The following is a 14,558-nucleotide window of genomic DNA, read 5'->3' on the forward strand; positions in this document are numbered from 1 at the left end:
GTTCCCCCAGGTCACGCTCGATAACCGGCAGCAAACCGGACAATCCTACCTGGTAACAGAATGATTGTGGCCGGGTCACAGATCGTGACCCGGCCTCATCAAGCGGCAGTTGTCTGGCGATTAGCCAAACCCCGCGAACAGCCGTCGCGCACGTGCCCGGTTCAGGCCCGGAGCCCGTCCGTCCCGGCGCGCGTGACCACCAGGTTCGGCACCACCGCACGCGCCGACAACCGCAGCAGGGAGTCGACCAGCTCCACGATGTCGTCGACCTCGATCATCTCCTCGGCCGGAATCCGGTCACGGATCCACGCGCTCATGTCGGTGTCGACGTACGCGGGCGAGATCGCCGTCGCGCTGACCCCGTTGCCGGACTCCTCCGCATTCAGCGTTGCCACCAGCGAGATCAGCGCGGCCTTCGTCGCGCCGTAGACGGCGAGGCCCGATTCGGCGTAGACCCCGGTGATCGACGACAGCGCGATCACCTTCGCACCCCGCCCCGGGTCGGCGGTCGCACCCGCCCGCAGCAGCGGCAGGCACTGCTGCAGGAGCAGGAACGGCGCCCGCAGGTTGACGTCCAGGGTCTTGTCGAAGCGTCGCATCGGGAAGTCCGCGACGGTGCCCGCCGTTCCGACACCAGCGTTGACGATCAACGCCTTCATCGGCCCCAGCTCCTCGGCATGCCGAGCGGTGAGCCGCTCGATCGCCGTCGGGTCCGCCATGTCGCCCGCCACCGCGAGCACCCGCGGCGCCCCCGCCGCCCGCAGGCCCGCCGCCACCTCGTCAAGGCGTTGCTCGTCGCGGGCACTGATCGACAGCGAATAGCCCTGGGAGGCAAGTCGAGTCGCGATCCCGAGGCCGATCCCCCGGGAGGCACCGGTGACAAGCGCGGTCGGGGCGCTCACGCCGACACCCCGGCGAGGGCGCGCAGCCCGGCGGCCATGAACTCACCGGTCGCCTCGGCAGCGCGCATCGCGCCGCCCCCCGCGTCCGACCCCTGCCTGGCCCGGTGTGTGATGCCCTCGCCGATGACGCCGAGCTTGAAATTCGCGAGCGCCAGATAGAAGTTCCAGTCGCCGAGGTCGCGTCCCGAGGCGGTCGCGTAGATCTGCGCGAGATCGTCGGCGCTGGGCAGCCGCGGACTGGTCCAGGCCGCGCGGGAGCCGAGCACCAGGTCGAAAACCGGTGCCCGGTAGACGCACATCAGCGCGGCGTCGGTCAGCGGATCACCGAGGGTGGACATCTCCCAGTCCACGACCGCACGGATGCTCGTCGCGTCCTCGGTGTCGAGGATGGTGTTGTCGATCCGGAAGTCGCCGTGCACGATCGACGCGGCGGTGGTGGCCGGGATCGCCTCGGCGAGCTTGGCGTGCAGTACCGCGACGTCGGGAAGTTCGCGGGTCTTGACCCGCTCCCACTGCCCGGCCCACAGTGCGACCTGGCGCGCGACGAACCCGTCCGGGCGACCGAACTCGCCGAGTCCGACGGACCGGTGGTCCACCGCGTGCAGATCGGCGAGCACCCGGACCAGGGCATGCGTCGAGCCGCGAACCTCGGTGTCGGACAGCGTATCGAGATCGTCCTGGTCTCGGATGACGCGCCCGTCGACGAACTCGACCACCGTCATCTGCGCACCGAGGGCCGTGCCCGACTCGTCGAACGCCACGGTGCGGGCCACCGGAACCGCGGAGTCCTGCAGTGCCCGGGTCACCCGGAACTCCCGCGCCATGTCGTGCGCGGACGGGGTCAACCCGCTGGTCGGTGGGCGCCGCACGATCCAGGTGCTGCGACCGTCGGACGCCCTGAAGGTGAGGTTCGAACGCCCCCCACTGACCAGGTCGACCGTCAGGTCCCCGACGACGTCGACACCGCTGTCAACCAGAAACCGCTGCAGTGCGGTGACATTCATGCCTGGAAGACTCATCGCGACTCCAATCCGGCGCGCTTCGCTGCGCCGACGACCCGCTTGGCCAGCGCCCAGCGGTGCACCTCGGACGGACCGTCGTACACCCGGAAGGGGCGCACCTCACGGGACAGCCGTGCGAGCGGCAGGTCCGCGGACACCCCCATGCCACCGCACATCTGAATGCTGCGGTCGACGATCCGGAAGATCGCCTCGGCCGCATAGGTCTTGGCGATGGCGGTCGCGTTCGCCGCCCTGTCACCCTGGTCGAGTTCCCAGCAGGCGCGGGTGAGCAGTGCCCGCGTCGCGGCGATGTCGATCTCGTTGTCCGCCACCATCTGCTGCACCATCCCGAGATCACCGATCCTGGCGCCGAACCCCTCCCGCCGCGCGACGTAATCGACCGCGACGTCGTGGCCGCGGCGGGCGGCGCCGAGCCACCGCATTACGTGCGTCATCCGCGCCGGGCCGAGTCGGACCTGCGCGTACTCGAAGCCGCGGTCCACCTCGCCGAGGACCGCGGAATCCGGGACGAAGACGTCCTCGAAGGCAACCTCGCAGTGCCCGCCGAGCATCGACGTGTCCAGCGTGTCGATGTGTCGCCCGACCCGGATCCCCGCCGTGTCGGCGGGGGCAAGGAACATCGTGGCACCGCCACGGTCACCGGGCTCACCGGCGGTGCGGGCGAAGATGATGAAGAAGCCGGCACCGTCGGCTCCGGTGATGAACCACTTGTGGCCGTTGATTCGCCAGCCGCCGTCGGACCTGTCGGCCCGGGTGGTCAGTGCCGATGGATCCGAGCCAGCGCCGGGCGCAGGCTCGGTCATCGCGAATGCGGACCGGACGTCGCCGCGGGCGAGTGGGGCGAGGTACTGCTCCCGCTGCTCCGGGTCGGCGATGTGCGCGAGCATGTGCACGTTGCCCTCGTCGGGGGCGGCGATGTTCAGGGCGGTCGGCCCGAACAGGGAGTAGCCGGCTTCCTCGAACACCGGCGCCCGGTCCGACATGCTCAGGCCGTGGCCACCGAACTCGATCGGCGCGTGCGGCGCGAACACGCCCGCGTCCCTCGCCGCCTGCTGCATCGTCGCCCGGATCGCGTCGCCACCCGCGGCCGTGATGTCGCCGCCGTGCTTGTCCTCGATGGGCAGGATGTGGTCGCGGGTGAACGCACGGGTGCGCTCAACGAGCGCCTGCACGTCGGGCGCGTGGGTCAGATCGATCGCCACGAGCAACCCTCCTCGATCGGTCCGGAATCCGAGCGATCGCTCGGCTTGCCGATCAAGGTGTCACAACGGCCCAGATTCGGTCAAGCCCTGCCATGTTCCTGGTGGTCGCGCCGCGCTGGCCCGTTCAGATTCCCTGATAGCATCAGTAGTGTTCAGTAATTCTGAATATCTCCGATGATCGAACGAGAACGAGGAGGTTGCCGGTGGGCGAGACACCGATCACGCCGGCCGAGCTGATCCGGGCCGCCCGCCTCGAGCGCGGCCTGTCGGTCCGCGAGCTGGCGCGCCGGCTCGGTGTCAGCGCCGCCACGATCAGCGCCATCGAGAACGGTCGGACGGGGGTCAGCGTCGACCGGATCCGCGCGATCGCCGACGCCCTCGGGACGTCGGTGGCCAGGCTGGTCGGCGAGCACCCCGGGGCGGATGCTCCGCGCGGTGCCGCCACCGACGTCGGCCCGGCCCCGCGTCGAGCGCCGGGCGCCGAGCGGGCGACGGCCCCGGCCGGCGAGCAGTGGCGGGTCTTTCCGCCGCTACGGATCGACCCCGTGCTCGCGGCGGCCATCGACGCATTCGTCGAGACCGGCTATCACGGCGCGACCGTCCGCTCCCTCGCACGGCGGGCCGGCATGAGCGTCCCCGGCGTCTACCACCACTACCGGGACAAACAGGCGCTGCTGGTGCGCGCCCTCGACCTGACGATGGACGAGTTGCATTGGCGGGTCCGCGCGGCCAGCGCCGAGGGCGGTACCGCGACGGAGCGGGTCGCCCTGATCGTGGAGGCCCTCGCCCTTTTCCACACCCACCGGCGGTCCCTCGCGTTCATCGGCGCCAGCGAGATGCGGAGCATCGAAGACCCGGACCGGATCCGAATCACCGAGTCCCGCAACCAGATTCAGTATCTCCTCGACGAGCAGATCGATGCGGCCGTCCGGGACGGCGGCCTGACCACCGCCCATCCACGCGACGCGGGCCGGGCCATCGCGACGATGTGCACGTCGCTGCCGCAGTGGTTCCGCGCGGACGGACCGGTGACACCCGAACAGATCGCCGCCGAGTACGCACAGTTTGCGCTGAACCTACTCGGGCACACACGTTGAACGGGGGTTCATGTGCCACCCACGTCGAGCGAATGACACATGAACCCCCGTTCAACGGTGGCGGGTCGGTCAGGAGCGGGGGTTGCCCGCCATGGTCGAGTTCGGGCGGGCCTGCGCGACGAGCGCCGGAATGATCTCGCCGAGCTCGGCCGGATCCCAGCGCTCGTTCTTCGAGACGCCGGGACCCGCGACCCACGTCTCGGCGACGCTGATCGAACCGCCGTGCACGTTGAAGATCCGACCGGTGACGCCGTCCGCCTCCGGGGATCCGAGCCACACGACGGTCGGCGAGATGTTCCCCGGCGCTGCCGCGTCGAATCCGGTCCGCTCCTTCTCCGCCTCGGCCGCGGCGACGAATCCGTCGAGCCCCGCGGTCATCTGGGTCAGGGCGGTGGGGGCGATCGCGTTGACCGTGACGCCGAGCCGGGCGAGTTCGTCGGCGAGGATCACGGTGAACGCGGCGATGCCCGCCTTCGCGGCGCCGTAGTTGGTCTGGCCCAGGTTGCCGTACAGCCCCGACGGCGACGAGGTATTGATGATCCGCGGGTGCGCGACCGGCGTCCCCGCCTTGCTCTGCTGCCGCCAGTACGAGGCGGCGTGCTGCGACGGGGCGAAGGTGCCGCGCAGGTGCACGCGCATGACGTCGTCCCACTGGTCGACGGTCATATTGACGAACATCTTGTCCACCCGTCGTCTCGGCCTGCCGATTTCCATCAGCCCAGTTCACGGCGTTGCCACCATTCGCACCATTCACTGATTACGACAGGCTGTTGCCCGCCGTGCGGGACCAGTGCGGGACCGAGGATGTACAGTCGTCCTCGACAACTACAGAAAGACCCCGGCGAGTGCGCTAACACTCCCGGGGCGTGGCCGAACTAAAGAGGAGTTCGACATGCAAGAGCATACCCATATCTCGGGCGAGATTCTGTCCGCCCCGCGCGCCACCGGCGGCGCCCTGTGAGCATCACCATCCAGCGGTACAGCCGCCCAGAGTCCGGTTACACCCAGATCTGCAACGACTTCATGCGGGCCAGCATCCCCGTCTCCGCGCACCGCGTCGCGTGCTACATCCTCAGCCACGAGAGCGGCTGGAAGCTCACCTTCGGTCGCATCGCGGACGCCATCGGCTTGAGCCGCAACACCGTCACCAAGGCCGTCTCCATCCTCGTCGAGCTCGGGTACGCCGTGCGCATCCCGCTCCTGGGCGGCACGCGTGGACGGGCCGCGAGCGAGTCCCTGATCGTCTCGGACACCGGGTTCACGACCGAGGAGCGGGCCGCGCTGCTCGCTGACACCACGCCCCGTAAAGTGCCCAAAAATTGCGCAGAGTCAACACCTGCCGTGCACGAAAATGGTGCACCGCAGTGCGCAGAAATTGTGCATCCCAGTGCTCAAAAATTGGGCACCATAAGAAGATCTCTTCTAGAAGATCAAGAAGAAGAGGGGGGTCACCTCAGCCGGGAACGTCACCAGCGCGACGCTGAGACCTCCCCCACCCTCAAGCCTTCATTCGACCCGGCACCCGCTGACGCGGTCGCCACGGTCGGCGCTGCGTCCCGGCACTGCCCGCGCCACCCCGACGGCACGACGGCACCCTGCGGTCCGTGTGGCGATGCGCGGCGGGCCCACGACGAGCGTCAGGTCGCCGAGAAGGCTCGCGTGATCGAGGCCCGCCGCTCCGACGAGGACGACGCCCGGGCCGCCCGGTACGCCGTCATCGACGCCTGCGCCCGCTGCGACGACCAGGGGTTCATCCCTGCCGACGTCCCGACCCGCTGCACCCACGACCAGCCCGCCCGGACCCGGCCCAGCATCCGCGAGCTGTTCGCCCGCGAGAAGGCGGCACGCGCATGAGCATCGCCGACCAGCTCGACGCACTCCTCGCCGCGTCGGAGACTCGCCTGACCGACGAGCTGCACGACCGCGACCCCGAGTTCACCACGGCCCGCGCCTACGCCCGCGCCCTCTGGGCCCTGCAGGACGACCTGCGCCGCCTCGCCACCACCGCCCGCGCCACCGAAGGAGCCCGCTCGTGACCCGCTTCGCCGCCGCCTGCACCTACGTCATCGCCGCGCTCGCGTTCGCGCTGTCGTACTCCAACCTTGCCGCGCTCGCGGCGCGCGCCGGCTACTCGCCGACGATGGCGCACGTCTGGCCGCTCGCCGTCGACGGGCTCGCTGTCGTCGCGACCGCCGCGGTGATGCGACTGCGCGCGTCGCGCACCTACGCCTGGTCGCTGCTCGCCGCGTCGACCGCCGTGTCGATCGTCGCGGGCGCCGCGGCGCACCTCCTGCCCGCGGGCCCGCTGCCCGGGTGGGCTGGCGCGGCCGTCGCGGTCGTGCCGCCGCTGTGCCTGCTCGTCGCGCCGCACCTCGCTGTGCAGCTGCACCGCGACGCAGCGGCGACGCACGACGTCGAGACGCCGCTGGCCGATGACGCACCGGCCGAGGTCGCGCCTGTCGCGGACACCGAATCCCTCGAGGCGCCTGCGCGCGACACCGACGCTGACCAGCCGCGACGCACCGCGACGCACGACGACGCCGCGCTCTTCGACGTGCCGCAGACCGTCGCGGCCGTGACCGTGCCGCGCGACGAGATGCGGCGCCGCGCCCTTGAGCTCATCGACGAGGGCATGTCGAACCGCGCCGCCGCGGCGGCCGTCGGCACCAGCGAGGCGAGCGTGCGACGGTGGCGCGCTGCCGACGCAGCACCCGCGCTCGCGACGGTCAGCGCCGCGGGGTGACGCGCCGGGCCGCGTCCGTCGATCGCATGACGGGCGCGGCCGCGTCGGCGCGGGGTGCGACAATCCCGGCCATGACGACTCCCGGGTGGTACCCGAATCCTGACGGCTCGAACTCGCGACGCTACTGGGACGGCCAGCAGTGGGGACAGGTGGACGCGCCGCCTCCGCCGCCGGCCAAGCGGAAGATGCCGATCTGGCAGAAGGCGGCCATCGGAGTGGTCGGCGCGTTCGTGGCGCTGGCCGGGTGCGGCGCAGTCTTCGGCGACAGCGAGAAGGAGGAGGTGGCTGCAGAGGGGGCTGCGACGCCGACCTCGACGACTCGCCCTGTGGCCGCGACGACACCCGTAGCTGCACCTGCGGCGCCCGCGTCGGCAGCCCCGACCTCCGCCGTGCCCGCGCGACCCCCGGTCGACTACACGTCCGATCCGCGATGCCAGCCGGGCGAGCCGCGCTACGACGCGATGATCGGCAGCGGGCTGCTCGACGGGTCACTGACGCTGGCTAACACGCAGATGATCATCGACGACGGTGTGGTGTTCTACGGCGCGTCGACCGTGCGCCCTGACGGGAAGTTTGAGAACCGGTCGGACGTCTGGGTCATCGACACCATTCCGTACTCGTCCACAGGCGGCGCACGGAAGACGACGAGCTGGTCGAAGGCGAGCGATCGACTGCGCATCTTCCCCGACGACGAGCGGATCCAGGCGGTCGACAACTGCGTGGCGAACCTGACCAGGAACTAGTCCTCCCGCAGCATCTCCAGCTCCCACGCGACCAGGTCCAACGCGGCGTAGGTGGCGTGCTCGCCCGGTCGCGGCGGCAGGCCGTCGGCGTGGCGGAGCGCGGTGTCGTCGTAGTCGTCGTCCATGTGCGGTTGGACGCGGCGCGGGGGCGGTCGGTTCCATGTACGACAAAGGCGCCCCACCCTCAATCGAGGGTGGGGCGCCTTCGTCATGCAGGGGTGATGGTGATCGTCACGTTCGTCGTGCCAGCCTGAACGGTGAGACTTCCGCCGACGTCGCGATACAGCGCCATCTGCACCAGGTCGCCGTCAGCGAGGATGCCGGTCCACGACACGGTCGCCTGCTCGTTGGCGCCGGTCGCCACTCGGGTGCCGTTGATGTACAGCCGGACACTCATCCAGGAACTGATCTGTTGGAACGTCGCGGCGATCGTCGCCGGACCACCGCCAGCAACGGTGAGGGTGGTCCCGCTGGCCTGCGTTCCCGAGTAGTCCGGCAGCGGGGCGAGCGGCGTAGCGAACACCTCCGCGTACGGACCCACCGGCAGGTCCGCGGCGAGGTAGGCGCCCTGGGTGGTGAACCCGTCGACGGCGGGCACGTAGATGTACACCATCACGCCACCCCGCCGAGGTGGCCTGCTAGAGCGGGGTGCAGTGCATGAACGTGCCGGTCTCGGCGATCGTGCGGTTGTTCGCGGTGCCAGCGTCGATTAGCGCCCACATCTCTATGCGCGCTGCGTGGTTGACCGTCGCCGTGACGGTGCGGACCCGGTCGCGGTCGCTGGCCGACACTTCCCCGACGACGACGCCGTCCGCGAGTACCCGGATCGCCTTGATGTAGTTCACAGCTGGGCTGCCGACCACCGTGTAGGTGGCCGTCACAGTGACCGGACCGGACGATTCGATCCCGTCCGCAGCCAGCACGGTTTCGGGGTACGCAGGGTCGGGGGTCCAGCCGGTGACCTGCATCCACGCGTTCTCGTCAGGACGTGGTTGCCTGCCTTGAGGATTCCCATCGGCACTGCCGCAGCTGTGGCGGGGACGTAGATGTAGACCATCACGCCCCCGCCCGCCGGGCGTCAGCCCGAGAGAGAGCTCGGGTCGTCACAGGTCGCCGCCCTTCCAGTCGTCGAGCATCGCGCCGCCCGGGCCGTTCGTGTTGGAACCAGCCATGCCGACGTGCGCGCCGGACTCGCTGACCGTGATCGAGTCGACCAGGCTGCCGTTGACATACAGCCTGGCCGTGCTGCCCGATGCCTCGAGGCGGACGATCGCGCTGGCACCGGGCGCCGCGATGGTGCCGGACCGGACGAACCCGAGGCTGGTCGAGCCGAGTGCCCAGTCACCGTTGGTGCGGCACCACCCGATGACACCGGTCGTCGCGGCGAGGTTCGCGCGGACCATCAGCCCGTGATAGCCGGACGTACCGCCGTTCAGGATCCGCGCCTGCGAGAACTGATCCTGCGTTGCGCAGGGTTCCGGCCACACGATGTAGGCGCTGAACGCGGTACCCGATCTGGTCGCGTTCGCCGCGATGAGCCACGCGGAGGTACCCCCGACCCACCCGCCGCCGATCGCGCCGTCTGCCCGGTTGAAGTCGTCCGCGTACTGGGCTCCCGCGTCGAGCGCCGGGACATGCAGGTACACCATCAGCAGACCCCCGTCAGGTTGACGACGCAGCCCTTGCCTGGCGTACCGCCGACCGCGGTGATCTCCACCGTCAGCTGGTCGAGGGCCGCGAACGTCCACGGCCCCGAGGCCCCGCCGGACGTGTTGCCGCCGGTGATCGACACGGACGTGCCCGCCACAGCGGTGCCGTTGCGCTTCACCACGACCGTCGACGTCCCGGACGCGTCCGGGGTCGCGAACTCGACGAGCAGCGACGAGAACGTCACGCTGCGGGGGATGCGGATCCCGGCCGCGTTGCCACCCAGCCCGACCTTCCGGGCCGCGTCGCCGGTGTGCACAAACCCGACATCGAACGGGGTGGATCCGACCATCGCAGCGCGGGCCCGCACGTCGGTGTAGTACCGGTTTAGCGTCCCTTCCGGTACCGCGTCCGTGCTGCCCGGAGACGCCGCGATCTCCACGTATGCGGACCCGGACCAGCGGTAGATCCGGTTCGTGTCCAGCGTCGTGTAGATCTTCCCGGCCTCCCCGGTCGCGGGCAGTGCTGTGACGGTGGCGAATTCGAGGACGTCGTCGACGTACGACGGGAGGTGCACGGCCGGGATCTTCGCCGACGAGTCGAGCGGTGCGACCCCGTCAGGCTGCCCGATCGAGGTCTTGTCGACCTTCCCGTCGAAAGCCGCGATCAGGGAGTCCGACAGGTCGGTGATGTCGGCCATCACGTGCGTGTGCCCGGGCTGGGACGCGGACCCGGCCAGCGTGAGTGATGCCTGCGTGCCCGCCGACAGGGTGAGGGTGACGTCCGACCCGAGCGCGCCACCCCCGGCGAGCCCGGTCCCGGCGATCACCTGCCGCGTCGTCGGGACGCCGCCCGCGCCTTGCGCGTCCTCCGCGGCCTGCTCGGCGAGGATCCGGGCCGCGTCGGCGTCGTCGGCGTCCTGCGCAGCCGCGGCCGCCGAGCTGGCTGCTGCGGTCGCGGACCCGGCGGCGCTGGTGGCGTCCGCGGTCGCGGTCGCCGCGGCACCGGTCGCGGTCGACTCGGATGTCGCGGCGGCAGAGGCGGACCCGGCGGCCGCGGTGGCGGCTGCTTCCGCGGATCCCTTCGCTGCGAGCGCTGCCGCTTCCGATGCGTCGGCGTCGTCGCGTGCGGTCTCGGCCGCGGTCTTCGCTGTCTCGGCGCCGGTCTTCGCGGTCGACGCTGCGGTAGCGGACCCGGCGGCCGCGGTCGCCGAGCTGCCCGCTGCCGCCTCCGACACGTCCGCAGCATCACGGGCAGACTCCGCGCCCGCGCGCGCCGCCTGTGCTGCCGCGGCATCCGCCGCCGCCTGCACCAGCGCCGGGACGGGCACCGACTGCGTCGGACCCTCCGCGAAGGAGAACACCAGCGACGTCCCGCTGACCGCGACGCTCGTGACCGAGTTGCCTTGTGGGCCGCGGATCTCCACACCCTGCCCGTCCGCCGGCCACGACACACCGCTCCAGACGTAGCCGAGGGTGTCCGCCTGCACGATGTACAGGGCGCCGCGGTCCGCCAGGCCAAGCCCGGACGGCAGGTCCGCGTACGTCGCGACGACACCCTCGATGGTGATGCTCGTGCCGTCGCGGCCCTGCACCGGCAGAATCAGGCCAGCCGGGATCTGCGGCGCGTTCACCACGACCGGTGCGCCCATGTAGTCAGTCATGCCGCACCACCTTCCCCTTCGTCAGCATGTACTCGTTGCTGTTCGGCGTCCCCGGCAGCGACACATAGAAGCGTTGCGGCGCCCGCGCCGGGATCAGGTCCGCCACCTCCGACTCGATCCGCACCATCGCCGAATCGCCGGAGATCACCGCGTTGTACCGCTGCTCGGTACCGTCGAGCACGCCGATCAGGAAGTAGGCGGTCGTCCCCGCGGGCGGCGTCCATGGCTCCCCAGCCTGCGCGTGCCCGGGCGGGTACCGGAACAGGATCGGCTGGATGAAGTCGGACCGGCCGTTGACGTGCATGTCCTTCTTCTGCGGCTCGTAGCCCCACGGATCCAGGGTGCTCATAGGTGGTCCCCCTCATACAGTGGTGGCGGGTTGTCGATGTCACCGCCCAGTGCGCGGATCTGCTCTGCCGCTTGGATGTCCCACGCCATATGCTCGACGGCCGCGACCTTCCGTGCCTCCCGCGCATCCGCGTCCGACTGTTTGTGGGCGTCGAGGTCGCGGCGGACCGCGGCGAGTTCCCGGTTGGTCGGCTCGACCAGGCTGAGTGCGATCTGCGTTAGCTTTTCGGCGGCGTCGGCTTCGGCTTTCTCGCCTTCCGCGGTCGCCTTGTGGGCGTCGGCGCGGGTCTTGCGGAACGCGAACAGTCCGCCGACCACCGCGGCGACGATGACGCCGATACCGAGCGGGCCGAGCGCGGCAAGCACCGTCACCCGCGACCCCCATCCCGAGGGCCGATGGACACGTTCGCCACGGCGACACCGGACCCGCCGACGCCGAGCATCGCGGCGACGAGGAGCAGCCACATCTGCACGTCACCCTGCGCGGCCACCCCCAGCGCCACGAGACACGGTGCGAGAGCAGTGATGACGCGGTACAGCCAGGTGCGGCGCGCGGGGGTGAGCCACTGCCCAACCCCGCCGACGTCGTCCTTCGAGTGGTCGCCCATCACTTCGCCTCGAATCCGTCGATGCCGAGCTTGTGCCCGATCGCGGCGAGCGCATCCACGACCGTCCGGCCGCCAAGCTGCGGCCACCCCGGGTACTCGCCGAGGTTCGGGGAGCCGGTCAGTTGTGCGCGAATGTCCTGATCGTGATTCATGCCGCCTCCAGGCGTCGGTGTCGGGTTCATGGCGTCGGCGACCATCCGCTCGAACACGTCGTGCGGGAAGTTCGGGCCGGGATCGGTGTGATCAGTTCCGCCCCATGCCCTCGTCGCGTCGTGCGTGGTGATGCCGGGCAGCCCGGCGACGTTCACGGATCGGGCGGGCCACCGGTACGTGCTGCACCAGTGCGCCACCACCGTGGCAGCGGCGCGCAGCATTCGGTCCTGCGCGAGCCATTGCTCACGCGACCAGTCCGCCCGCGCCGTGAAGCACAGGTGCACGAGGATGTCGTTGCCCTTGTTGCCGGACGACCAGGTGACCCAGTCGTCCGTGTTCTCGCGCAGGCGCTTACCCGACAGGTCCACGATGACGTGGTACGAGCCGGTCCGGCTGGTGAGCTGATAGTTCGCGAGCCCTTCCGCGCCGATGTTCGGGTTGCCCTCACTGGTGTGCAGGCACACGCCACGAAGCATCCCGAGTGATCGTGGGCCGCCGAAGTCGAATCGACTGGACCAGTCAACGTCGTAGTAGGTCATAGGGTTTCGCCTCCTAGGCTGCGGGTAGGGTGCCGCCGTTGGGGATGGTGTCGTTGTATCCGGGCTGCGGGTGGTCGGTGGAGTGGCTGAGCTGCGTCACCCGGAAGCCGGTGCCCTTAGCTGAGGCTTCCGCCATCGGGCACCGTTCCTGGAGCGTTGCTGTTGATCGTCCGGTTGTCCCACTTGTTCACGGACAGTGCGGAATACATAGTCCCGCCGAACGCCTTGTATCCGGCGCCTGCGCCCGTCTGCCCCACGTAGATGTAGGCGGTGTACTTGTTGTCATCCGGGATCACCAGGGTGTGCGAGAAGAACACCGCCTGTGGGTCGATGGAGCCAGACACGGTTCGATAGAAGTGCTTCTGGCTGTACACGGCTCCGCCGGAGTTGTCGGCCACCACGCCGATGATCGCAACCGTGTTAACGGTGAAGTTCGGCGCCCGATCAAACGTGATGAGCGTGTCGATCCGCCATAGACCCTTCTCGTGCATACGGATTCCACCGTTGGATGGCGACGCGCCGACAGCGGGGCCGACCTGGAAGTCGAACGGCAACTTCTTCGGGGATCCACCGCCCGGGATGCTCCAGTTCTTCGACTGGACGAGTGAGCAGTACCCGACAACGCCCTCCAGGAGGTCTGCTCGGTGCTCCAGGGCGGTCTGACCGTCGACAAGGCTTGGCACCTTCGCGGCGTTGTCGATGGTCGGCTTGAACCCGGCGTGCGAGTCGTCGAACCCCTGGAGCGTCCCCAGCTTCTGCTGCCGCCACGCCGCCTCATTCAGCCCGTCCAGGCCTGACAGGTCGTCACCGAACGTGCCATCCGGGTAGTCGCCACCAGGAACCGTCACGACCCACCCCCATCACGCAGCGCGTCGTCGTCGGGGAACTTCTCGCGCAGCCGGGCGAGCATGGCGCGCTGAAGGTCCGGGCGGATCGCGTCCAACCGCTCAGCGAGGATGTCCCGCTCCGGGTCCGGCTCATCCGCCGGAACCCACCGACCCCCACCGCCCATCATCAGGTCCTCGGTGGCGTCGATCCTGTACTTGATCTTCGGCGGCTCACGGTGCCCGCACGACGGGCATTGCAGCATCAGGCCGCAGTCGATCTGATGCTTGGACACCTTCCGCCAGAACGGGATCGGCCACACCAGCGGCGCACCGATCACATCCGGAAGGCCAAGGTACGTCCAGAGGAACACCTCCTCCGGGTCGGACAGGTCGCACTTGTCGATGGTCGGTAATTCGTTGTCGCGCAAAGTATCCCCCTCTAGATGAGTCCCATAGCTTTAAGGCCCGAAACGAGCTTTTGGATGCGCTTTAAGACCTGTGCGAACGCGTCGACGGGGTCCTTCGACCCGAGCTTGACCTCGAACGCCGGCGCCTTCCCTGGCGATGCGGACAGGCGTAGCGACTTCACGCGCGGCGCCTCGATGCGGCCGGACTTGTCGCCCTCGGTCTGTACGAGGATCCGGTTGCCGAGGTCGAAATGCCCGTGCCCCTTGGCTCCGACGCACCACGGCGCCATGTCGATGATCTCCATGTCCGCCGAGTACTTCGTCTCGGTTGCCTTCATTGCCTCGCGCAGCACGAGCGTGGCCGACAGAGTGAACGCCTGGTCCGCGCCGTCCACCCACATCTCGTACAGGCTCATGTCCGACAGGTGCGCGGACCGGTTGACCAGGTACACGGTCATGAACGCGAGGATCGTGTCCTCGTAGAACGGCTTCAGCAGCGCGTCCGCAGCACCGCCGAGGGGTGGCACGAACGGGATCGCGGCCAGCGCATCACCCAACGCCTGGACGGCGGCGGAGATCAACTCGTTGGCCTTGTGGGGTCGGGGGGGGGGGGGGGGGGAGGGGAGGGGAGGAAACGACCAACAAAAACAAACAGGA

The 14,558-nt window shown here is 69.6% G+C and carries 22 protein-coding genes; 5 read left to right on the forward strand and 17 right to left on the reverse strand.

The genetic code is table 11. From position 1 onward, the window contains the following. Nucleotides 1-161: 161 nt before the first annotated feature. From ACFWQG_RS12915 to ACFWQG_RS12925, 3 genes are read right to left on the reverse strand one after another with little or no spacing between them, the layout of a single operon-like run. Entirely contained in the window at nucleotides 162-902 is a 741-nt protein-coding gene (locus ACFWQG_RS12915; protein ID WP_378508021.1) for an SDR family NAD(P)-dependent oxidoreductase, read from the reverse strand. Beyond that, a complete protein-coding gene (locus tag ACFWQG_RS12920) occupies nucleotides 899-1,906 on the reverse strand; it encodes a phosphotransferase family protein (protein ID WP_378508022.1) in 1,008 nt (335 codons plus the stop codon). Before ACFWQG_RS12920 ends, ACFWQG_RS12915 begins: the two co-directional genes overlap by 4 nt. An 11-nt stretch (nucleotides 1,907-1,917) precedes the next feature. Further along, complete coding sequence (locus ACFWQG_RS12925; protein WP_378508023.1) at nucleotides 1,918-3,126, reverse strand: acyl-CoA dehydrogenase family protein; 1,209 nt, start codon at nucleotides 3,124-3,126, stop codon at nucleotides 1,918-1,920. Nucleotides 3,127-3,329: 203 nt separating this feature from the next. Here ACFWQG_RS12925 and ACFWQG_RS12930 point away from each other — a divergent pair, with 203 nt between their 5' ends. Then, nucleotides 3,330-4,223 carry a helix-turn-helix domain-containing protein gene (locus ACFWQG_RS12930; protein ID WP_378508024.1) on the forward strand — a complete coding sequence of 298 codons (894 nt, stop codon included), beginning with the start codon at nucleotides 3,330-3,332 and terminating at the stop codon, nucleotides 4,221-4,223. 69 nt (nucleotides 4,224-4,292) lie between these two features. Here the strand turns inward: ACFWQG_RS12930 and ACFWQG_RS12935 are convergent, their stop codons facing one another. Next, nucleotides 4,293-4,937 carry an SDR family oxidoreductase gene (locus tag ACFWQG_RS12935; protein WP_378508025.1) on the reverse strand — a complete coding sequence of 215 codons (645 nt, stop codon included), beginning with the start codon at nucleotides 4,935-4,937 and terminating at the stop codon, nucleotides 4,293-4,295. A 243-nt stretch (nucleotides 4,938-5,180) separates the two neighbouring features. Here ACFWQG_RS12935 and ACFWQG_RS12940 point away from each other — a divergent pair, with 243 nt between their 5' ends. Genes ACFWQG_RS12940 through ACFWQG_RS12955 form a run of 4 tightly spaced genes read left to right on the forward strand, consistent with a single transcriptional unit; the run spans nucleotide 5,181 to nucleotide 7,709 of the window. Continuing rightward, entirely contained in the window at nucleotides 5,181-6,077 is an 897-nt protein-coding gene (locus ACFWQG_RS12940) for a hypothetical protein (RefSeq protein WP_378508026.1), read from the forward strand. Continuing rightward, nucleotides 6,074-6,259, forward strand: a complete 186-nt coding sequence (locus ACFWQG_RS12945; RefSeq protein ID WP_378508027.1) for a hypothetical protein — start codon at nucleotides 6,074-6,076, stop codon at nucleotides 6,257-6,259. The genes ACFWQG_RS12940 and ACFWQG_RS12945 overlap by 4 nt, the downstream gene beginning before the upstream one ends. After that, entirely contained in the window at nucleotides 6,256-6,966 is a 711-nt protein-coding gene (locus tag ACFWQG_RS12950; protein WP_378508028.1) for a DUF2637 domain-containing protein, read from the forward strand. The genes ACFWQG_RS12945 and ACFWQG_RS12950 overlap by 4 nt, the downstream gene beginning before the upstream one ends. 26 nt (nucleotides 6,967-6,992) lie before the next feature. Beyond that, nucleotides 6,993-7,709: a DUF2510 domain-containing protein gene (locus tag ACFWQG_RS12955; protein ID WP_378508029.1), complete on the forward strand. Its 717-nt coding sequence runs from the start codon at nucleotides 6,993-6,995 to the stop codon at nucleotides 7,707-7,709. Here ACFWQG_RS12955 and ACFWQG_RS12960 read toward each other — a convergent pair. The 13 genes from ACFWQG_RS12960 to ACFWQG_RS13020 form a co-directional block, all read right to left on the reverse strand. Beyond that, nucleotides 7,706-7,834 (reverse strand): hypothetical protein, encoded by a 129-nt coding sequence (locus tag ACFWQG_RS12960; protein WP_378508030.1) that lies wholly within the window; start codon nucleotides 7,832-7,834, stop codon nucleotides 7,706-7,708. The two genes, ACFWQG_RS12955 and ACFWQG_RS12960, sit on opposite strands and share 4 nt — an antisense overlap. Before the next feature lie 83 nt (nucleotides 7,835-7,917). Further along, nucleotides 7,918-8,322 carry a hypothetical protein gene (locus ACFWQG_RS12965; protein WP_378508031.1) on the reverse strand — a complete coding sequence of 135 codons (405 nt, stop codon included), beginning with the start codon at nucleotides 8,320-8,322 and terminating at the stop codon, nucleotides 7,918-7,920. Between the two features lie 25 nt (nucleotides 8,323-8,347). Then, nucleotides 8,348-8,677 (reverse strand): hypothetical protein, encoded by a 330-nt coding sequence (locus tag ACFWQG_RS12970; RefSeq protein WP_378508032.1) that lies wholly within the window; start codon nucleotides 8,675-8,677, stop codon nucleotides 8,348-8,350. 135 nt (nucleotides 8,678-8,812) lie between these two features. Continuing rightward, nucleotides 8,813-9,358 carry a hypothetical protein gene (locus ACFWQG_RS12975; protein WP_378508033.1) on the reverse strand — a complete coding sequence of 182 codons (546 nt, stop codon included), beginning with the start codon at nucleotides 9,356-9,358 and terminating at the stop codon, nucleotides 8,813-8,815. Beyond that, nucleotides 9,358-11,019, reverse strand: a complete 1,662-nt coding sequence (locus ACFWQG_RS12980; protein ID WP_378508034.1) for a hypothetical protein — start codon at nucleotides 11,017-11,019, stop codon at nucleotides 9,358-9,360. The genes ACFWQG_RS12975 and ACFWQG_RS12980 overlap by 1 nt, the downstream gene beginning before the upstream one ends. Next, nucleotides 11,012-11,368 carry a hypothetical protein gene (locus ACFWQG_RS12985; RefSeq protein ID WP_378508035.1) on the reverse strand — a complete coding sequence of 119 codons (357 nt, stop codon included), beginning with the start codon at nucleotides 11,366-11,368 and terminating at the stop codon, nucleotides 11,012-11,014. The genes ACFWQG_RS12980 and ACFWQG_RS12985 overlap by 8 nt, the downstream gene beginning before the upstream one ends. After that, the gene (locus tag ACFWQG_RS12990) at nucleotides 11,365-11,739 is read right to left on the reverse strand and encodes a hypothetical protein (protein ID WP_378508036.1); all 375 of its coding nucleotides are present in this window, start codon (nucleotides 11,737-11,739) and stop codon (nucleotides 11,365-11,367) included. The genes ACFWQG_RS12985 and ACFWQG_RS12990 overlap by 4 nt, the downstream gene beginning before the upstream one ends. Next, entirely contained in the window at nucleotides 11,736-11,975 is a 240-nt protein-coding gene (locus ACFWQG_RS12995) for a hypothetical protein (protein WP_378508037.1), read from the reverse strand. Before ACFWQG_RS12995 ends, ACFWQG_RS12990 begins: the two co-directional genes overlap by 4 nt. Continuing rightward, complete coding sequence (locus tag ACFWQG_RS13000) at nucleotides 11,975-12,667, reverse strand: N-acetylmuramoyl-L-alanine amidase (RefSeq protein ID WP_378508038.1); 693 nt, start codon at nucleotides 12,665-12,667, stop codon at nucleotides 11,975-11,977. Before ACFWQG_RS13000 ends, ACFWQG_RS12995 begins: the two co-directional genes overlap by 1 nt. 13 nt (nucleotides 12,668-12,680) lie before the next feature. Continuing rightward, nucleotides 12,681-12,803: a hypothetical protein gene (locus ACFWQG_RS13005; RefSeq protein ID WP_378508039.1), complete on the reverse strand. Its 123-nt coding sequence runs from the start codon at nucleotides 12,801-12,803 to the stop codon at nucleotides 12,681-12,683. After that, on the reverse strand, nucleotides 12,784-13,515 hold the full coding sequence (locus ACFWQG_RS13010) for a hypothetical protein (RefSeq protein WP_378508040.1): 732 nt from the start codon (nucleotides 13,513-13,515) through the stop codon (nucleotides 12,784-12,786). The genes ACFWQG_RS13005 and ACFWQG_RS13010 overlap by 20 nt, the downstream gene beginning before the upstream one ends. After that, complete coding sequence (locus ACFWQG_RS13015; protein ID WP_378508041.1) at nucleotides 13,512-13,922, reverse strand: DUF2744 domain-containing protein; 411 nt, start codon at nucleotides 13,920-13,922, stop codon at nucleotides 13,512-13,514. The genes ACFWQG_RS13010 and ACFWQG_RS13015 overlap by 4 nt, the downstream gene beginning before the upstream one ends. Nucleotides 13,923-13,933: 11 nt before the next feature. Continuing rightward, nucleotides 13,934-14,482 carry a hypothetical protein gene (locus tag ACFWQG_RS13020; protein ID WP_378508042.1) on the reverse strand — a complete coding sequence of 183 codons (549 nt, stop codon included), beginning with the start codon at nucleotides 14,480-14,482 and terminating at the stop codon, nucleotides 13,934-13,936. Between the last annotated feature and the right edge of the window lie 76 nt (nucleotides 14,483-14,558).

Origin of the sequence: Rhodococcus sp. NPDC058532 (assembly GCF_042719255.1) — a bacterium.
Classification (GTDB): domain Bacteria; phylum Actinomycetota; class Actinomycetes; order Mycobacteriales; family Mycobacteriaceae; genus Rhodococcus_G.